The sequence below is a fragment of the Streptomyces sp. NPDC048290 genome (assembly GCF_040652095.1).
Lineage (GTDB): Bacteria > Actinomycetota > Actinomycetes > Streptomycetales > Streptomycetaceae > Streptomyces.
In genome coordinates, this window is sequence record NZ_JBEZLM010000002.1 from 429,490 (window position 1) to 445,885 (window position 16,396).

The following is a 16,396-nucleotide window of genomic DNA, read 5'->3' on the forward strand; positions in this document are numbered from 1 at the left end:
GACACGGAACGAGGGCCCCGCGTATGAGCAGCACGAACCCCACCGGCCCTACTAGCCCCACTGGCCCCACCAGCCCTACCGGCCCTACTAGCCCTGCCGGTACCGCCGGTACCGGACACCACCACCGGCGGCTGCCGCTGGGCGCCTCCGGCTGGGACCTGTGGGGGGACGCCGCGCTGCGCAGCGCCGGGTTCCCCGCGGAGCGGATCGGCGAGCTGTGCGACGGCGAACTCGCCACCGCCGCAGACCAGTTCGACGCCGGGGACGAGACGTCCCGCGCGCACTACGCCAAGGTGTTCCAGGCCGCCGCCGCCCGGCTGAGCGCGGTCGTCCGCCGTACCGCCGCCGACCCGGCCTTCCGGGAGGCGGTCACCTGGCAGAACCCGGCGCTGGTGCACAACTGCCTGGACAAGGCGGCGGCCGGTGAGCCCCGCAATGTGCGCGGCCGGTACCACGAGCTGACCATCGTCACCTACCTCCAGCGCTACTGCCTGAAGAACGACACGGTCGGGTTCTTCGGCCCCGTCGGCTGGGCCCGTATCGGCCCGGAGGAGACCGGTCTGACGCTGACGCCCGGTCCCGCACTGGTCGACCGCCGCACCACCTACTTCGAGGGCTGGGCCATCGAGGCACTCGCCCAGGCGATCGGCGCCCGCCGGGAGGTCCTGCCCTGGCTGGTCCCGCGGACCGCCCCCGCCGCCTCCCGCACCGGCTGGACGGTCCAACTGCCCTTCCAGAAGCCGGTCACCCTGACCGCGCGGGAGGCACGGGTCCTCGACCGGTGCGACGGCCGGCACACCGTCGGCGACATCGCGGGCACCCCCCTCGACCTGGAGACCGTGACCGCCCTGCTGAAGCTGCGCGATCTCGACATCGTCCGGATGGACCTCGCGGGCGGGCTCGTCCCCGAGCCCGAGCGGGACCTCGCCGACCGGATCGCCCGGATCGGCGACCCGGCCGTACGGGACCGCGCCGCCCAGCCGCTCGACGTCCTCCTCGCCGCCCGCGCCGAGGTCGCCGCCGCGGCCGGGGACCCGGACCGGCTGCTGAGCGCGACCCGGCACCTCGCGACCGAGTTCGAACGCCTCACCACCGCCTCCGCCACCCGCCGCGCGGGCGGCACCTACGCGGGCCGGACCCTGGTCTACGAGGACACCGTCCGGGACGTCGACCTGCGCATCGGACGCGCGGTGACCGACCGCCTCGCTCCGCCCCTCGGGCTGCTCCTGGACAGCGCGCGCTGGCTGGCCCACACCATCGGCGAGCGCTATCTCGCCCGCGCCCGCCAGATCCTCGACCGCGAACTGGCCCGCGGCGGCGCCGAGACGATGCCGCTGCTCCAGATGCTCACCGCGCTGCTGCCCGAGGTCGCCCGGCTCGCCACCGACAATGTCGGCTCGGAACTGGTCGACGAGGTGGTCGCCGAGTTCCGGGAACGCTGGCGCCGGGTCCTCGCCCTGCCCCTGGAGGCCCTCGCGGACACCCGTCACCACCAGGTCGGCGCCGCCGAGATCGCCGGAAGGGCGGCCCGGGAGTTCGCCACCGGGGCACCGCTGTGGAGCTCCGCCCGCTGGAACTCGCCCGACATCATGATCATGGCGGACAGCCCGGAGGCCGCCGCCCGGGGCGAGGTGGACTTCGTCGTGGGCGAGATGCACTGCGCCATCAACACCCTGGAGAGCCAGCTCTTCGTCTCCCAGCACCCCGACCCCGACCGGCTGCGGGCCAGCGCCGCCGCCTCCGGCATGGACCGCCGGATGATGATCGTCCCCCGGATGGACGCCACCCTGACCACCTCCCGGATGGCACGCGCGGCCCAGCTGAGACTGCCGCAGTACACCTATCTGTCGATCGGCTCCGACTCCTTCGACGCGCCCCCGGACGCCACCACCCTCTCGGTCGCCGATCTGGTGGTGGAGCGGCAGGGCGACGACGGACTGCGGGTGCGCCACCGCGCCGACGACCGGACCTACCCGTTCCTCGAAGTGATCGGGGAACCGCTGTCCCTGCTCACCGCCAACGCCTTCAGCCCGCTCGGCGGGACCCGCCACCGCCCCCGGGTCAGCATCGACCGGCTGGTCGTCGAACGCGAGGCGTGGACCTTCCCGGCGGCGGACTGCGACTGGGCGTTCGTCAAGGACGAACAGCGGCGGTACGCGGCGGCCCGCGCCTGGCGCGCCCGGCACGGTCTGCCCGAGCGCGGCTTCTACCGGGTGCCGGTCGAACGCAAGCCGATGGCCGTGGACTTCCGCAGCCTCGCGCTGGTGAACCTGCTGGCCAAATCGGTGCGCAGGACCGCCGAGACCGGCACCGGCGGCTTCACCCTCTCCGAGATGCTCCCCGACACCGACCGGCTCTGGCTGCGGGACCGCACCGGCGAGCGGTACACCGCCGAGCTGCGGATCGTAGCCGTCGACGCGACGACCCCCCGCCCGCCGGCCCACTGACCCCTTTTACTTCGCCGCCCACCCCGTCACCCATCCCGTCACCCACCCCGTCGCAAATCCCGTCGCCCATTCCGTCGCCCATTCCGTCGCGAGGTACGACTGTGCAGGCCATGACGATTCTGCGGAGACGGATACCGGCCCTGGCCGCCTTCCTGCTCCTGCTCCTCACCGGTGTCGCGGCGACCCTGCCGCTGCTCACCCCCGACCCCCGCCCGGCCTCCGCCGCCGAGGGCGACTTCTCCGCGGATCGCGCCCTCGGCAGACTCGACCACATCGCGAAGGTCCCGCACCCGACGGGTTCGGCCGCGCAGGCGGACGTGCGGGACTACCTCGTCGGCGAGCTGCGGGCGCTGGGCCTGCGGCCCGAGGTGCTGACCCGGGTCGCCGTCCGGCCCGCCGACGACGCCCCGGCGGGCGCGGGCACGGTCTCCGACGTGCACGCCACGCTGCCCGGCGAGCGGTCCACCGGCCGGGTCCTGCTCGTCGCCCACTACGACTCGGTGCCGACCGGCCCCGGCGCCGCCGACAACGGGGCCAATGTCGCCGCGATCCTGGAGATCGCCCGGGTGCTCACGGCCGGACCGGAGCCGCGCAACGACGTCGAGTTCCTCTTCACCGACGGTGAGGAGCACGGACTGCTCGGCGCCCAGGCGTACGTGGACGCGGCGACCGGGGACCAGCCCACCGTGGTGCTCAACCTGGAGGCCCGGGGCGTTTCCGGACCCGCCGTCATGTTCCAGATGGCGGGCACCGGACTGACCCCCGCCGTCCGGGAGGCGGGCGCGTTCACCACCTCCCTCGCCGACGAGGTCTACGGACTGCTGCCGCACGACACGGATCTGACGGTGTTCGACGAGGCCGGGATGCGGGGCCTCAACTTCGCCTTCATGCAGGGCGCCGCCCACTACCACACCGCCCATGACGACATCGAGCGGCTCGATGCCGGGTCCGTCCAGGACATGGGCGACAGCGCGCTCGGCGCGGTCCGTCAACTGGCGGACGACGACCTCGCCGACACCGGCGCCGACGCCACGTACTTCTCGGTGTTCGGCACGGTCGTCTCCTACCCGGCGTGGCTGGTCCTGCCGCTCGCCGCGGTGGCGCTGCTGGCCGTACCGCTGCTGCTGTGGACCGGCCGCCGCGCGGGCCTCGCCCCGGGCGGTGTCGGACGGGCCGCCGCCACGTTCCCGCTGACCCTGCTCGGCGCGGCCGTGCTCGGACTCGCCGCCTGGTTCGTACTGGCGTGGGTCCGCCCCGACTTCGTGCTCACCGCGGGCAGCGTCCACCACCTCGGGCGGTACGCGGTCGGCGAGGCGCTGCTCCTGCTGGTGCTGCTCGGCGGCTGGTACCGGTGGGCCCGCCGCACGGCGTCGCCGCTCGATGTCACGGTCGCCGTGCTCGGCTGGTTCGCGCTGTTCGCGGTGGTGTGCGCCGTCCTGCTGCCCGGCGCCGCCTATCTCTTCACCTGGCCCGCCCTGGCCGGCCTCGCCGCCGTCGCCGTACTGCTCCGCCGGACGGCCCGCACCTCGCCCTGGCGGCCCCTCGCCGCGGCGGTGGCCGCCGTACCGGCCGTGGCACTGGTCGTGCCGGTCGCGCTGCTGCTGCTGCCCACGCTGGGTCTGTCGGCCGTGGCTGTGCCGCTGGTCCTCGCCGCGTTCGTCGCGGGCACGCTGCTGTGCCTGGTGGAACCCCTGCCGCGTAAACGGGTCGCCACCGCGGCGATGCTCACCGCGGCGGTCGCGGGCACCGCCACGCTCGGCGTGGGGGCCGCCCTCGACGGCTACAGCGCCGACGAGCCCGAGGCGCTCAGCCTCGGCTACGTCCTGGAGGCCGACACCGGCAAGGCGAGCTGGGTCAGCCTCGGCGACGCCGCCGACCCCACCGTCGGCGGACTCCTCACCGAGAACCCCGTCCGCTACGACGACCGCGTCCCGCCCCTCTCCGGCGTCGCCCTGCCCAACGGCGCCGCCGAGACCGCCCCGCTGGCCGTCCCGCGCGCCGAGGACGCCTCGGCGACCGAGGACGGCGGCGTCCGGACCGTCCGCGTACGCGTCACCGTGCCCGAGGGCATCCACAGCCTCGCCGTGTACGCCGACACCCGCGACCACGAGATCCTCGGCGCCACCGCCGAGGGGGCGGAGCTGCCCGGAGGCCAGAACCATCCCCAGGGCGACTGGGGATGGGGGTTCACCTACGCGGCGCCGCCCGCCGACGGCCTCGACCTCGTCGTCCGCGCCCGGGGCGAGGGCCCGCTGCCGCTGCGCGTGGTGACCACCGCGGTGGGCCTCCCCGCCGGGGTCGGCGCCCCCGAACCCGCCGCCGACCAGAGCTGGGCGGGCTGGCCGTCGGTCGCGGGCCAGACCTTCGTGGTCCGCACCTTCACCCACTGACCCGCCCTGAACGGGGCGGTCCGGCCGGGCCACCTCCCTTGCCCGCCCGGACCGCCCACACGCCCCGGGACACCGGGGAGGGTACGGCGGTGGGCGCGGGGCGCCGGGAGGGGACGGCGGGGGCGCGCGGCGCCGACTGGGACGGCGGTGGGCGCGGGGCGCCGGAGGGTACGGCGGTGGGCGCGGGGCGCCGGAGGGGACGGCGCTGGGCGCGCGGCTCCGTACGGGACGGCGGTCGGTATCCGCCGCCGGACGCGGTCGTCGTGCGTACCCGTCGCCGGACGGACTCCCGTGGGCGCCCGCCGCCGCACGGCCCGGGGCGGGCACCCGTCACCGGTCCCGCCGCCGGAGGGACCGCCGTGCCCCCGGGCCGGACGGGACCGCTCCGGGCACCTGGCGTCGTAGGCGACCGGCGAGGGCACCAGCCTCGCGACGGACCGCGCTGGGCATCCGTCGTCCGAAGGGACCGCTGGGGGTGTCCGCCTGCGGGTACCCGCCGTCGGAGGGACGGACCGCCCGGAGTCCCGTCGCCGGGCGCACCGGCCGCCGGCGGGGACCGCCATGGCCCCCGGGCCGGACACACCCGCCGTGCGCACGCCCCTCGCCGGACGCCACCGCCTTACACCACACGAAGGCGGCACCCCCCGTCTCCCGGGGCGGTGCCGCCTTCGTCGTCCGATATCCAGACGCCCGGCGTCCAGACGCCCGGCGTCCAGACGCCCGGCGTCCAGACGCCCGGCATCCAGGCGTCAGGGCGTCCCCGCATCTGCGCGTCCAGGCGTCCTCACCGACGCGGGGCGCCGCGGGCGCTACGTCGCCGGGGTCAGGTCCCGGTACGCCGCTGCCATCGCCCGTACGGCCGTCTGGACCGTCTCGAACGGGCGGGCCAGGGAGATCCGGATGAAGCGGAGCCCGCTGTCCGGGTCGGCCCAGTGGAACGGGGCGCACGGCAGCACATGGACGCCGCGCGCCAGCAGCTCCTTGTGCAGCACCGCCGAGTCGGGGCCCCCGGCGGGGAGTTCGATCCGGGCGACGCTGATCTGCGAGCCGGGGTCGGCGAGCTTCAGGCCCGCCCCGGTGACCGTCTCCTCGACCACGGCGCGGTTGCGTTCGACCAGGTCGCGCGCCCGCTCGTAGCCGCCGTCGACCCAGTCCCCGGCCAGCTCGGTGATGAGCTGGAGGACGACCGGGGAGGCGGCGAGCAGCGACTCGGAGAAGGCGTACTCGATCGGCAGGTCGGTGCGCTCGCTGTAGGCGAGCAGACCGATCTTCAGCTCGTGCGTCGGCCACAGCTTGCCGGTGTCCTCGATGGTGATCCAGGCGCAGCCCGCCGCGTCGAGCACCGCGTAGGTGTCGTACTGGGCGTCGCGGACCTGGCCGCGGAAGCTGGCGTCGATGATGACCGTCTGGCCGTTGCGCGCCGCGTGCTCCGCGAGGGACCTGAGGTGTCCCTCCGGGGTGATCAGCCCGGTCGGGTTGTTCGGCAGCGTCACCACGATCGCCTCGACGGGGGCGCCCGGCCAGCGCTGCTCGAGGAGGTCCTCCTCGGACATCGGGACGAGCTGGAGCCCCCGGGTCCGCATCAGGTCGGCGATGTTGTCGAACGTCGGGTGCAGCACCGCGACCGTCGTGCCCGCGGGCAGCGCGCGGGCCACGATGTCCGTGGCGAGCGTCGACGAGTAGCAGCTGAGGATGCGGCCGGAACCGACCGGTGCGGTGTGCTGGCCGACGGCGCCGAAGAACGCCTTGTGAGCCGCCAGCTCGATTTCGGAGAACGGCCGGCGGGTGGCCTCCACAAACATTTCCGGAATACGGGCGACAATGTCCGACTGCTGTGGTGTGAGAACGAGCCGGGCGTGTCCGTCGGTGAGATTCAGCCCACCGTCGACGTCCATCAGCGCGTCAACTTCCATTGTCGTCAGATTGACAACTTCGGTCATCCTCAGCCCTTCAATAAGTCCCCGGATGCCTTCTGCTCGCCGTACTGTTGAGCCGCTTCGGGCGTCACGAAAATGCGATTGGGCTCCGCAGAAACTGTCACGTTGCCGAAATTATGGGGACAGTCGCACCCGCTGCGCCTGTCCCCTCTAACGGGGACCGCGGGCCATTCCGGTCCGCGCCTAGACTCCGGTCCGTTCACGTCGGACCGCGGGCGGAGACGTCCCGCGGCGGGAAGGGGGAGGACGGATTCATGCACCACCTGGCGCTCACACCCGAGGACAACGCGGCGCTCACCCCGATGCTGGCCGAGCTGGCGGCGGCGTACGACACGATCGAGAACCCCGGGCTGATCCGCCGGGCCCCGGTGTTCGCGAAGGCACTGCCCGCCCACCTTCTGGCCTTCCTCGAGGAGTTCCGCTTCGCGGAGCCGTCGGCGCTCTGCCTGGTCTCCGGTCTGGACGTGGACGAGGCGGTGCTCGGTCCGACGCCCGAGCACTGGCGCGACAGCCAGTTCGACTCGCCGTCCTTCCCGCAGGAGATCTTCTTCCTGCTGTGCGCGACCGCGCTCGGCGATGTCTTCGGCTGGGCCACCCAGCAGGACGGGCGCATCATGCACGACGTCCTGCCGATCCAGGGGCACGAGCACTACGAGATCGGCTCCAACAGCCTCCAGCACCTGTCCTGGCACACCGAGGACGCCTTCCACCCCTGCCGGGGCGACTATGTGGCGCTGATGTGCCTCAAGAACCCCGACGCGGTGGAGACGGTCGTGTCGACCGTGCCGGACATGGACTGGACGGACCTCGACGTGGACGCCCTGTTCGAGCCGGAGTTCACCGTCATGCCCGACAACTCGCACCAGCCCCAGCAGGGCCTGGCGTCGTCCGGCGACCCCCGGATCGACGCCCTGCGCGAGCGCAGCTTCCGGCTCATCCAGGAGTGGAACGAGAACCCGCAGCCCCGCGCCCTGCTCTACGGCGACCGGAGCGACCCGTACATGGCGCTCGACCCGTACCACATGGACCCCTCGGGGTGGCCGGAGCGCAGTCGGCGGGCGTTCACGCAGCTCTGCGAGGAGATCGAGAAGGCGATGAAGGACGTCGTGCTGCGCCCCGGCGACCTGGTGTTCATCGACAACTTCCGCGCGGTGCACGGCCGTAAGTCGTTCCAGGCCCGGTTCGACGGGTCGGACCGCTGGCTGAAGCGGCTCAACATCACCCGCAATCTGCGGGGGTCACGGGCCTGGCGCCCCGCGGCCGGTGACCGCGTCATCTACTGACCTGCCCTCCGGGGTTCACCCGCCGGCCGCCGCGAGGCGGCCGGCGAAGTCGTGCAGGGCGGCCTCGGACACATTGCTGACGCTGACCCGCAGGGTGCCGTGGTCCTCGGGGTGGAAGGCCGTGCCGGGCAGCACCAGGACGTCGTGCTTGAGCAGGAGTTCGCGCACCACGTCCTCGGTCGGCCGCCCCGCGAACGGATGGCGCACCCAGCCGAAGAAGCCGCCGACGGAGAGCAGCTCGAACCCGCCGGGACGGTCCGCCATGGCCGTCGCGAAGGCGTCCCGCTTGGCGGCGGCCTCCGCCGCCCGGTCCCGGCGCCACGCCCCGGCGGCGGTGAGCCCGGCCCACGCGGCCTCCTGTCCGATGCGCGGCGGGCAGATCGCGACACAGTCGAGGAGCTTCATGATCTCCCGGTTCAGCGCGGGCGGGGCGACGACCGCGCCCACCCGGTAGCCGGGGATCGCCAGGTCCTTGGAGAAGCTGTGCAGGCTGACCACCGTCTCCCGCCAGCCGGGGTCCGCGAACAGCGGATGCGGCGGCTCGTCCGTGCCCCGGAACGAGCGGTACGTCTCGTCCAGGACCAGGGCGATCCCGTGCCGCTCGGCCAGTCGGGCGAACGCGGCGATCTCCGGCGGCGGGATCGTGACCCCGGTCGGGTTGCCGGGCGTGACCAGCACGATCGCCCGGGTACGCGGGGTGATCTGGGCCTCCGCCGCCGCGGCGTCCGGCACCAGACCGGGACCGGGCTCAAGGTGGACCGGTGTGATCCCGTCGAGCCGCAGCCACATGTCGTGGTTGAAGTAGTACGGCAACGGCAGGATGATCTCGTCGCCCGGCTCTGCGAGGGCCGAGACCGCCAGACAGAACGCCTGGTTGCAGCCCGCGGTCACGACGATGTCCGCCGCGTCGACCCGCCCCCGGTAGTCCCGGGACAGCTCGTCGGCGAGGGCGGTCCGCAGCTTCTCCAGTCCCGCGAGGTCGACGTAGTCGGCGCCATGGGCGTCCCGGGCGATGTCCACGACATGGTCGACGACCGCCGGGGCCGCCGGGTACGCGGGCGCCGCCTGGGCGAGGTCGAGCAGCTCGGCGCCGCCCGCCGCCCCGCGCTCGTCCAGCAGCGCGTACGTCGCCCCGATGGGCGAGTCGGTGCGCAGCAGGGTCCTGGGAGTGAGTCGCACGCCGGTTCTCCTTCGGGGAAGCTGATCACCTTGAGCTTCCCCGGCGCCGCCCGCCACCGCCATCCCCCTCTTCAGGGGACGTGCTCCCCGAGCGGTACAGGACGGCGGCACGGGACGGCGGGGCGGGCGGTACGACACAGGTGGTGCGGGCGGTACGGCACAGGTGGTGCGGGTCGGTGCGGGGCGGTGCGGCCCGTCAGGACCCGACGAGCGCGGTACGCCATCCGTCCGGCAGCACCTCGCCGTACTCGATCCCGCCCACGCCCCGGAAGACGGCGAGTTCCTCCAACTCCGCGACGACCGCGCGGCGCAGCGCGGCCGTCGGCTGGACGCCGGGCTCCAGATGGATGCCCTCGACGACCAGGCTGTCCCGTTTGCGGTCGAGGCGCGGGGAGATGCGGCCGACGAGCCGGTCGTCGTGCACGATCGGCAGCAGGTAGTAGCCGTACTCCCGTTTGGCCTTGGGGATGTACATCTCGTTGCGGAAGTCGAAGTCCCACAGCCGCTGGGTCAGCCGCCGGTCGCTGACGAGGTTGTCGAAGGGGGAGAGCAGGGCGGTGCGGCCCTGCCACGCGCCGGAGCGGATCGCCGTCAGTTCCTCCTCCGCGTCCGTGTGCACGTACCAGGTCTCGGACGGCTTGCCGCCCTCGACCCGTACGGGGATCACCTTGCCCTGCTCGGTGAGGGCGCGCAGCACGCCGGGCAGACCGTCGTACTGACCGCGCAGGAAGTACTGCTTGATGTCCAGCGGCCGGGCCACTCCCAGGGCGCGCAAGGTGTGTTCGGTGGCCGTGATGACCTTCTGCTCGGGTGACATCGGGCGCCGGTCGGCGTCCGCGGGCAGACACGCGTCGGGCAGTCCCCACAGGCGCAGGCCGCCCTCGCGGGCCTGCACCATCACCTTGCCCTGGAGCCAGAGGAAGGTCAGCATCCGCTCGACGTTGCGGCCCGCGGTCCAGCCGGAGGACGGCCAGTCCATGGCCGCGCAGTCGTCGAACGCCTCGGTGGGCAGCGGGGTGCCCTCGGCGAGCCGGGACAGGATGTGCTTGAGGAGCACCTCGTTGGCGTCCATCCAGACCTGGGTGAAGGACCGGTTGGGCGGCGGGTAGGCGTCCATCGTGGCGCGGTGCAGCGGATAGTCCTCGGTGAGGACGATGGCCGCCGCGTGCGCCCAGTACTCGAACAGCTGGCGTTCCTGCCACCACGTCGTGGCCAGGTGGGGGGTCGCCGCGGTGCCCAGCCTGCTCCACACCACCAGTTCATGGCTGGGCGCCACGACGCTCACCGGGTCGAGCTGGAGGTAGCGCAGCGCGCGCAGTACGGTCCGCAGGCCCTCAGGCGTCGGCTCGGGGCGGGAGCCGGTCAGCTGCTGCCGGGTCAGCGCGAGCCGGCGGGCCTCGGCCGTGCTGAGGGTGGGAAGTGCCGTGGACGGGGTCATCGGGCCGCTCCTTGCTGTGCCAGCTCCCCGCGGGACCGGCCGAGCCCCAGGAAGCACTCGCCGCCGTGGGTCGTCCGGGCGGCCGGCGCGGGCAGCGGGGCGACCGGCGACGGCGCGGGCAGCGGGGCCGGGGGCTGCTGTCCGAGCAGGGCGACACGTGTGAGTTCCGCCTTGTTGCCGACGCCCAGCTTGGCACGGATGCGTTTGACGTAGGTGTCGACCGTGTGCGGGCTGATGCCCAGCCGGGTCGCTATCTGGCCGTGGGTCAGACCGCGGGAGATCTGGCGCAGCACCTGCGCCTCACGGTCGGAGAGATTGCCGTCGGGCGCGGCCACGCGTTCCGCCGCGGTCGGTGCGCCGGTGCAGCCGCAGGAGGACGGGGACTGGGCGTCGTCGCGCTGGCACGGGGTGGCCCGGGAACCGGCGGCGATGGCTTGAACGGCGCGCACGATGCACGCCACCGATCCGCGTTTGTGAATGACGCCGGAGGCACCCGCCATCAGATAGGCGTCATAACTTGCGGCGGGGCTGTGATTGACGACGAGGACCGGTGTATGGGCGGCGAGTTCGGTGATGTAGTGCACGGAATCGATGGGCAGGACTTCGGAGTCGAGCAGGATTACATCAGTGCGCCGGAGCGGATTCGCCTGGGACGAGCGGACGGTGACATCGATTCCCGAACCGTCCAGAACCTGGACGAGTCCGGCCAGATAGATGGGAGACGCCGTGATTACTTCGGTCCTGATCATCATTCCCCGTCTTGTAGCCGTGTTGCGTGCAAGCACATCGATATACAGATGCAAAGAACGGCTATGGGCAATTGTGTCGCCTCAGCCGCCTTCCCACGCGCGGCCCGGCCGCAAGTCCCCGTTATCGAGTGAACTGCGGTCCCGGGCAGTACTTCTCGAATCAAATCGGTATGTTATCAGCGGATTACCGATCATCCTGTAGCTGTTTCGGGGGACACATGAACCAGCCATTCATCGGCTTAGACCGGCCTATTCCGGTTGTTCTACGATGTGTCCCCCGAAGGCGGTTCGTCACCTCTGCGTCCGGGCCGTCCGGTCCGGGAGGCGACCGGCGCGCCACCCGGCCGTCACCGGCCGCGCGCGCTACCCGCCGTCGCCGTCCGCGCTACCCGCCGTCGCCGTCCGCGCTCCCCGCCGTCGCCGTCCGCGCTACCCGCCGTCGCTGGAGCGCTTGAGCGCCCGCGCGAACGCGTCGAGCGCGGCGGACAGTTCCTCCGGGCTCACCGACAGCGCGGGCCGCAACCGGACGCCGAGTTCGCCGCCGGGGAGGACGAGGACCCCCTCCTCCTCGCGGAGCATCGCCACGAAGGAGTCCCGGAACGCCGTCGACGGCAGATCGAAGGCGCACATCAGCCCGCGCCCCCGGGCGTTGGACACCAGCGCGGGGAACCGGTCGGCCAGCGACCGCAGCCCCGTCAGCAGCAGCTCGCCCAGCGTCCCGGCGCGCTCGATCAGCCCGTCCCGCTCGATGACTTCGAGCAGCCGCCGCGAGCGGACCATGTCGACCAGACCGCCCGCCCAGGTCGACCCCACCCGGGCGCTCACCCGGAACACATGATCCGGCACCAGATCCACCCGCCGCCCGGCCATGACCCCGCCGACCTGCGCCTTCTTGCCGAACGCCACCAGGTCCGGCGCGATGCCCAACTGCTGGTACGCCCAGGGCGTCCCGGTCAGCCCCACCCCGGTCTGCACCTCGTCCAGCACGAACAGCGCGTCGTGCTCCAGGCACAGCCGCTGCATCGCCTGGAGGAACTCGGGGCGCAGATGCTTGTCGCCGCCCTCGCTCAGGACCGGCTCGGCGATGAAGCACGCGATGTCGTGCGGGTGCGCCCGGAACGCCGCCTCGGCCTGGGCGAGCGCCGCCCGCTCCGCCTCCTCGACCTCGGCGCGATGGTCGGCGAGCGGGAAGCGGATCGCGGGGGCGTCGATCCGCGGCCAGTCGAAGACCGGGAACCGCTCGGTCTTGACCGGTTCGGTGTTGGTCAGCGAGAGGGTGTAGCCGCTGCGGCCGTGGAAGGCGTGCCGCAGATGCAGCACCTGGGTGCCCAGCGTGGCCGGGCGGCCCGCCGCCTCGTTGCGCCGGCTCTTCCAGTCGAAGGCGCACTTCAGCGCGTTCTCCACGGCCAGCGCCCCGCCCTCGACGAAGAACAGGTGGGGCAGCTCCGGGTCGCCCAGCACCCGGGCGAAGGTGGCGACGAACTCGGCGAGTTCCGTGGTGTAGGCGTCCGCGTTCGACGGCTTGTTGGCGGCGATCTTCGCCAGCAGCCGGCCGAACTCCGGGTCGTCGGCGACGTCCGGCGGATTGAGACCCAGCGGACTGGACGCGTACATGGTGAACAGATCGAGATACGCCCGCCCGGTGAGCCGGTCGACCAGCCGGCTGCCCCGGCTGCGCTCCAGATCGAGCACGAACGGGTACCCGTCGACCAGCAGATGGGCGGCCAGGCTGGTGTGCACCTGGTCCGGGGTGATGGAGCCCGTGGGGGGAAGAGTCATGGGAGTTCCTTGCGTCGAGGGGGGCGACAGGGCGACATCACCGGTCAGGAGAAACGGGTCAGGAGAAGCTGATGTTCTGGGCGAGGGCCACCTCGCCCGAGTAGTTGACGACCGCCGTCGACCGGCGCATGTACGCGTGCCACGCGTCCGAGCCGCACGCCCGGCCCCCGCCGGTCTCCTTCTCGCCGCCGAACGCGCCGCCGATCTCCGCCCCCGAGGTGCCCAGGTTGACGTTGACCAGACCGGTGTCGGCGCCCACCGCCGACAGGAAGGTCTCGGCCTCCCGCTGGTCCTGGGTGAAGATGCTCGCGGACAGTCCCTGCGGCACGTCGTTCTGGAGCGCGATCGCCTCGTCGAGGGTGTCGTAGGTCAGCACGTACAGCAGCGGCGCGAACGTCTCCTCCCGGACGACCGGGCTGTGTCCGTCGATCCGCACGATCGCGGGCCGCACATACGCCGCGGACCCGGCCGCCGTCGCCACCTGGTCGCCGCCGGTGAGCAGCTTGCCGCCGTCCTCGGTGACCCGGGCGAGGGCGCTTTCCAGGGCGGCGAGCGGCGCCGGGGAGATCAGCGGGCCGACCAGGGTGCCCTCCTCGAACGGGTCGCCCACCGGCAGCCGTTCGAAGGCGGCGGTCAGCCGGGGCAGCAGCTCGTCCACCACGTCCCGGTGCACGATGAGCCGCCGCAGCGAGGTGCAGCGCTGACCGGCGGTGCCCGCGGCGGCGAAGACCACCGCGGGGAGCGTCAGTTCCAGGTCGGCGCTGGGGGCGACGATCGCCGCGTTGTTGCCGCCCAGCTCCAGCAGGGAACGCCCGAAGCGGGCGGCCACCCGGGGACCGACCGCGCGGCCCATCCGGGTCGACCCGGTGGCGCTGACCAGCGCGACCCGCGGATCGTCGACGAGCGCCTCACCCGTCTCCCGCCCGCCGATCAGCAGCCGGTGGATGTCCGCCGGGGCGCCGCTCTCCTCGGCCGCCCGCGCCAGCAGCCGGGCGCAGGCCAGCGAGATCAGCGGGGTCTGCTCGGACGGCTTCCACACCACCGTGTCACCGCAGACCAGCGCGACCGTGGTGTTCCAGGCCCACACCGCCGCCGGGAAGTTGAACGCGGAGATGATCCCGACGACCCCCAGCGGATGCCAGCTCTCCGTCATCCGGTGACCGGCCCGCTCGGACGCGATGACCCGCCCGTACAGCTGGCGGGAGAGACCGACCGCGTAGTCCGCGATGTCGATCATCTCCTGGACCTCGCCGTACGCCTCGGCCCGGATCTTGCCCGCCTCCAGGGTGATCAGCTCGGCCAGGTCGTCGTGGTGCGCGCGCACCAGGTCGCCGAACCGGCGCACGATCTCGCCGCGGCGCGGCGCCGGGGTGGAGCGCCAGGTGAGGAAGGTGTCGTGGGCGGCGGTCACGGCCGCCGTCGTCTCCGCCGCGTCGCCGCCGCGCAGCCCGAACAGGTCCTCGCCGGTGATCGGGGTCCTGGCGTACAGGTCGCCGCCCTCCGGGACCACCACCCCGATACGGTCCAGGCACGCACGGGCACGGGTCCGCAGATCGTGGGTGGCGGGCAGGACCAGAGAAGTCATGCGTCCTCCTGAGACGTCGGGCGGGCCGCGGCCGACGGAGTTCCCGACGGTCGGCAGTCACCAGCTCAGGTCGTCACGGAGCGGACAGGTAGCCCCCGGTTCGCGTGACAGGACAGTGGGCCGCGGGCGTCGTACGTTCCTGAGACAGGGCGCAGGGGGCCCTGTTCGTACCGGCACTGGAGTTGTATAGATGCGCACCGACAGCCCGGCCCGACAGGACGACGGCATCGACGCGGCGGAGCGGCCCTCGTACGACCCGTTCTCGTGGGATCTGCACGAGAACCCCTACCCGGTCTATGCCTGGATGCGGGAGCACGAGCCCGTCTACCGCAACGCGGCACGCGACTTCTGGGCGCTGTCCCGGCACGCCGACGTGCTCTCCGCGCTGCGCAACCCGAAGCTGTACTCCAACCGCAACGGCATCTCGCTGGAGACCGAGCTGTGGGGTCCCGAGGCGTACAAGACCAGCTTCTTCCTCGCCATGGACCCGCCCGAGCACGGCCGGCTGCGCACCCTGGTCTCCAGCGGCTTCACCGCCCGGCACGTCACCGGTCAGGAGGCGCGCATCCGGCAGCTGGCCCGTGAGCGGCTGCTGCCGCTGCTGGAGGAGGGCGAGTTCGACTTCGCCGGGGACTACGCGGCGGCCCTGCCCAACGACATCGTGTGCGACATGGTCGGCATCCCCGCCGCCGACTGGGACCTGATCCGCGCCGACACCGACATGCTGAACATGCGGGGCGACGGCGAGGAGGACCGCCCGCCCGGCTCCGTCCAGGCCGCCCTGCGCCTCGCCGCCTACTTCGTCTCCCATGTCACGGAGCTGCGCCGCCACCCCGGCGACGACCTCACCTCGCATCTGCTGGACGTACGCGTCAAGGACCGGGCGCTGACCGACTCGGAGATCGTCGCCTTCCTCTTCCTGCTGATCACCGCCGGGAACGAGTCGACGGGCAAGGTCATCGGCAACGCCTGGTACCACGGCTGGCTGCACCCGGACGTGAAACGAGCGGGCCTCGACGACCGCCCCGACGACTGGACGATGGAGACCCTGCGCTACGACTCGGCCAGCCAGATGGTCGCCCGGACCGTCACCGAGGACACCGTGCTGCACGACGTCCACCTCCCGGCCGGCTCCCGGGTCGCGATCCTCCCCGCCTCCGGCAACCGCGACCGCCGGGTCTTCACCGACCCCGACCGCTTCGACCTGGACCGGGACACCAGCCAGCTGATCAGCTTCGGCCACGGCCCGCACTACTGCCTGGGCGCCGCCCTCGCCAAGCTGGAGATCAAGATAGCCCTGGAGGAGATCGGCGCACGGATCGCGGACTACGACATCGACCTGACGTACGCCCGCCGCGTCCACTCCCCCCACCAACGCGGCTTCGCGGTCCTGCCGACATCGGTGACGCCACGGAAGACGCCCCGCGCCCTGCCGGAGTAGCGGGGGCCGCCCCCGACGCCGTGAGCCCCGCCCCGAGTTGAGGGGCGGGGCCTCAACCGCGCCACCGGAGCGCGCGGGACTCCGACAGGCCCGCCCCGGGAGGGGCGCCGGGATGATCCAAACGACAGGCCCCAGCCCAGGGGACGCCGGGAAGTATCCGGCGTCCCC

The 16,396-nt window shown here is 72.8% G+C and carries 10 protein-coding genes; 4 read left to right on the top strand and 6 right to left on the bottom strand.

Going from position 1 to position 16,396, the window contains the following annotated elements:
* The first annotated feature begins 23 nt into the window (after positions 1-23).
* Positions 24-2,447, top strand: coding sequence for a lantibiotic dehydratase (locus tag AB0D49_RS04095; protein WP_362750300.1), 2,424 nt, complete (start codon positions 24-26; stop codon positions 2,445-2,447).
* A gap of 110 nt (positions 2,448-2,557) precedes the next feature.
* Entirely contained in the window at positions 2,558-4,837 is a 2,280-nt protein-coding gene (locus AB0D49_RS04100) for a M20/M25/M40 family metallo-hydrolase (protein ID WP_362750302.1), read from the top strand.
* An 809-nt stretch (positions 4,838-5,646) separates the two neighbouring features.
* Here the strand turns inward: AB0D49_RS04100 and AB0D49_RS04105 are convergent.
* Positions 5,647-6,777, bottom strand: coding sequence for an aminotransferase class I/II-fold pyridoxal phosphate-dependent enzyme (locus AB0D49_RS04105; protein ID WP_362750305.1), 1,131 nt, complete (start codon positions 6,775-6,777; stop codon positions 5,647-5,649).
* 251 nt (positions 6,778-7,028) lie between these two features.
* On the opposite strand from AB0D49_RS04105, the gene vioC reads away from it, so the two are divergent.
* Positions 7,029-8,057 carry an arginine beta-hydroxylase, Fe(II)/alpha-ketoglutarate-dependent gene (gene vioC / locus AB0D49_RS04110; protein ID WP_362750308.1) on the top strand — a complete coding sequence of 343 codons (1,029 nt, stop codon included), beginning with the start codon at positions 7,029-7,031 and terminating at the stop codon, positions 8,055-8,057.
* 15 nt (positions 8,058-8,072) lie between these two features.
* Here vioC and AB0D49_RS04115 read toward each other — a convergent pair whose 3' ends face one another.
* The 5 genes from AB0D49_RS04115 to AB0D49_RS04135 form a co-directional block, all read right to left on the bottom strand.
* Complete coding sequence (locus AB0D49_RS04115; RefSeq protein ID WP_362750311.1) at positions 8,073-9,236, bottom strand: aminotransferase; 1,164 nt, start codon at positions 9,234-9,236, stop codon at positions 8,073-8,075.
* 196 nt (positions 9,237-9,432) lie between these two features.
* On the bottom strand, positions 9,433-10,674 hold the full coding sequence (locus AB0D49_RS04120) for a crosslink repair DNA glycosylase YcaQ family protein (protein ID WP_362750314.1): 1,242 nt from the start codon (positions 10,672-10,674) through the stop codon (positions 9,433-9,435).
* The gene (locus AB0D49_RS04125; protein ID WP_362750317.1) at positions 10,671-11,426 is read right to left on the bottom strand and encodes a response regulator transcription factor; all 756 of its coding nucleotides are present in this window, start codon (positions 11,424-11,426) and stop codon (positions 10,671-10,673) included. Before AB0D49_RS04125 ends, AB0D49_RS04120 begins: the two co-directional genes overlap by 4 nt.
* A gap of 426 nt (positions 11,427-11,852) precedes the next feature.
* The gene (gene lat / locus AB0D49_RS04130) at positions 11,853-13,202 is read right to left on the bottom strand and encodes an L-lysine 6-transaminase (protein ID WP_362750320.1); all 1,350 of its coding nucleotides are present in this window, start codon (positions 13,200-13,202) and stop codon (positions 11,853-11,855) included.
* 58 nt (positions 13,203-13,260) lie between these two features.
* The gene (locus AB0D49_RS04135; RefSeq protein WP_362750322.1) at positions 13,261-14,787 is read right to left on the bottom strand and encodes an aldehyde dehydrogenase family protein; all 1,527 of its coding nucleotides are present in this window, start codon (positions 14,785-14,787) and stop codon (positions 13,261-13,263) included.
* Between the two features lie 190 nt (positions 14,788-14,977).
* Here AB0D49_RS04135 and AB0D49_RS04140 point away from each other — a divergent pair, with 190 nt between their 5' ends.
* The gene (locus AB0D49_RS04140) at positions 14,978-16,228 is read left to right on the top strand and encodes a cytochrome P450 (RefSeq protein ID WP_362750325.1); all 1,251 of its coding nucleotides are present in this window, start codon (positions 14,978-14,980) and stop codon (positions 16,226-16,228) included.
* Positions 16,229-16,396: the final 168 nt, after the last annotated feature.

What these genes read in the sequence shown, in the direction of transcription:
- AB0D49_RS04095 (WP_362750300.1), top strand. Translation starts at nt 24, where the DNA reads ATGAGCAGCACGAACCCCACCGGCCCTACTAGCCCCACTGGCCCCACC.
- AB0D49_RS04100 (WP_362750302.1), top strand. Translation starts at nt 2,558, where the DNA reads ATGACGATTCTGCGGAGACGGATACCGGCCCTGGCCGCCTTCCTGCTC.
- AB0D49_RS04105 (WP_362750305.1), bottom strand. Translation starts at nt 6,777, where the DNA reads ATGACCGAAGTTGTCAATCTGACGACAATGGAAGTTGACGCGCTGATG.
- vioC (WP_362750308.1), top strand. Translation starts at nt 7,029, where the DNA reads ATGCACCACCTGGCGCTCACACCCGAGGACAACGCGGCGCTCACCCCG.
- AB0D49_RS04120 (WP_362750314.1), bottom strand. Translation starts at nt 10,674, where the DNA reads ATGACCCCGTCCACGGCACTTCCCACCCTCAGCACGGCCGAGGCCCGC.
- AB0D49_RS04125 (WP_362750317.1), bottom strand. Translation starts at nt 11,426, where the DNA reads ATGATGATCAGGACCGAAGTAATCACGGCGTCTCCCATCTATCTGGCC.
- lat (WP_362750320.1), bottom strand. Translation starts at nt 13,202, where the DNA reads ATGACTCTTCCCCCCACGGGCTCCATCACCCCGGACCAGGTGCACACC.
- AB0D49_RS04135 (WP_362750322.1), bottom strand. Translation starts at nt 14,787, where the DNA reads ATGACTTCTCTGGTCCTGCCCGCCACCCACGATCTGCGGACCCGTGCC.
- AB0D49_RS04140 (WP_362750325.1), top strand. Translation starts at nt 14,978, where the DNA reads ATGCGCACCGACAGCCCGGCCCGACAGGACGACGGCATCGACGCGGCG.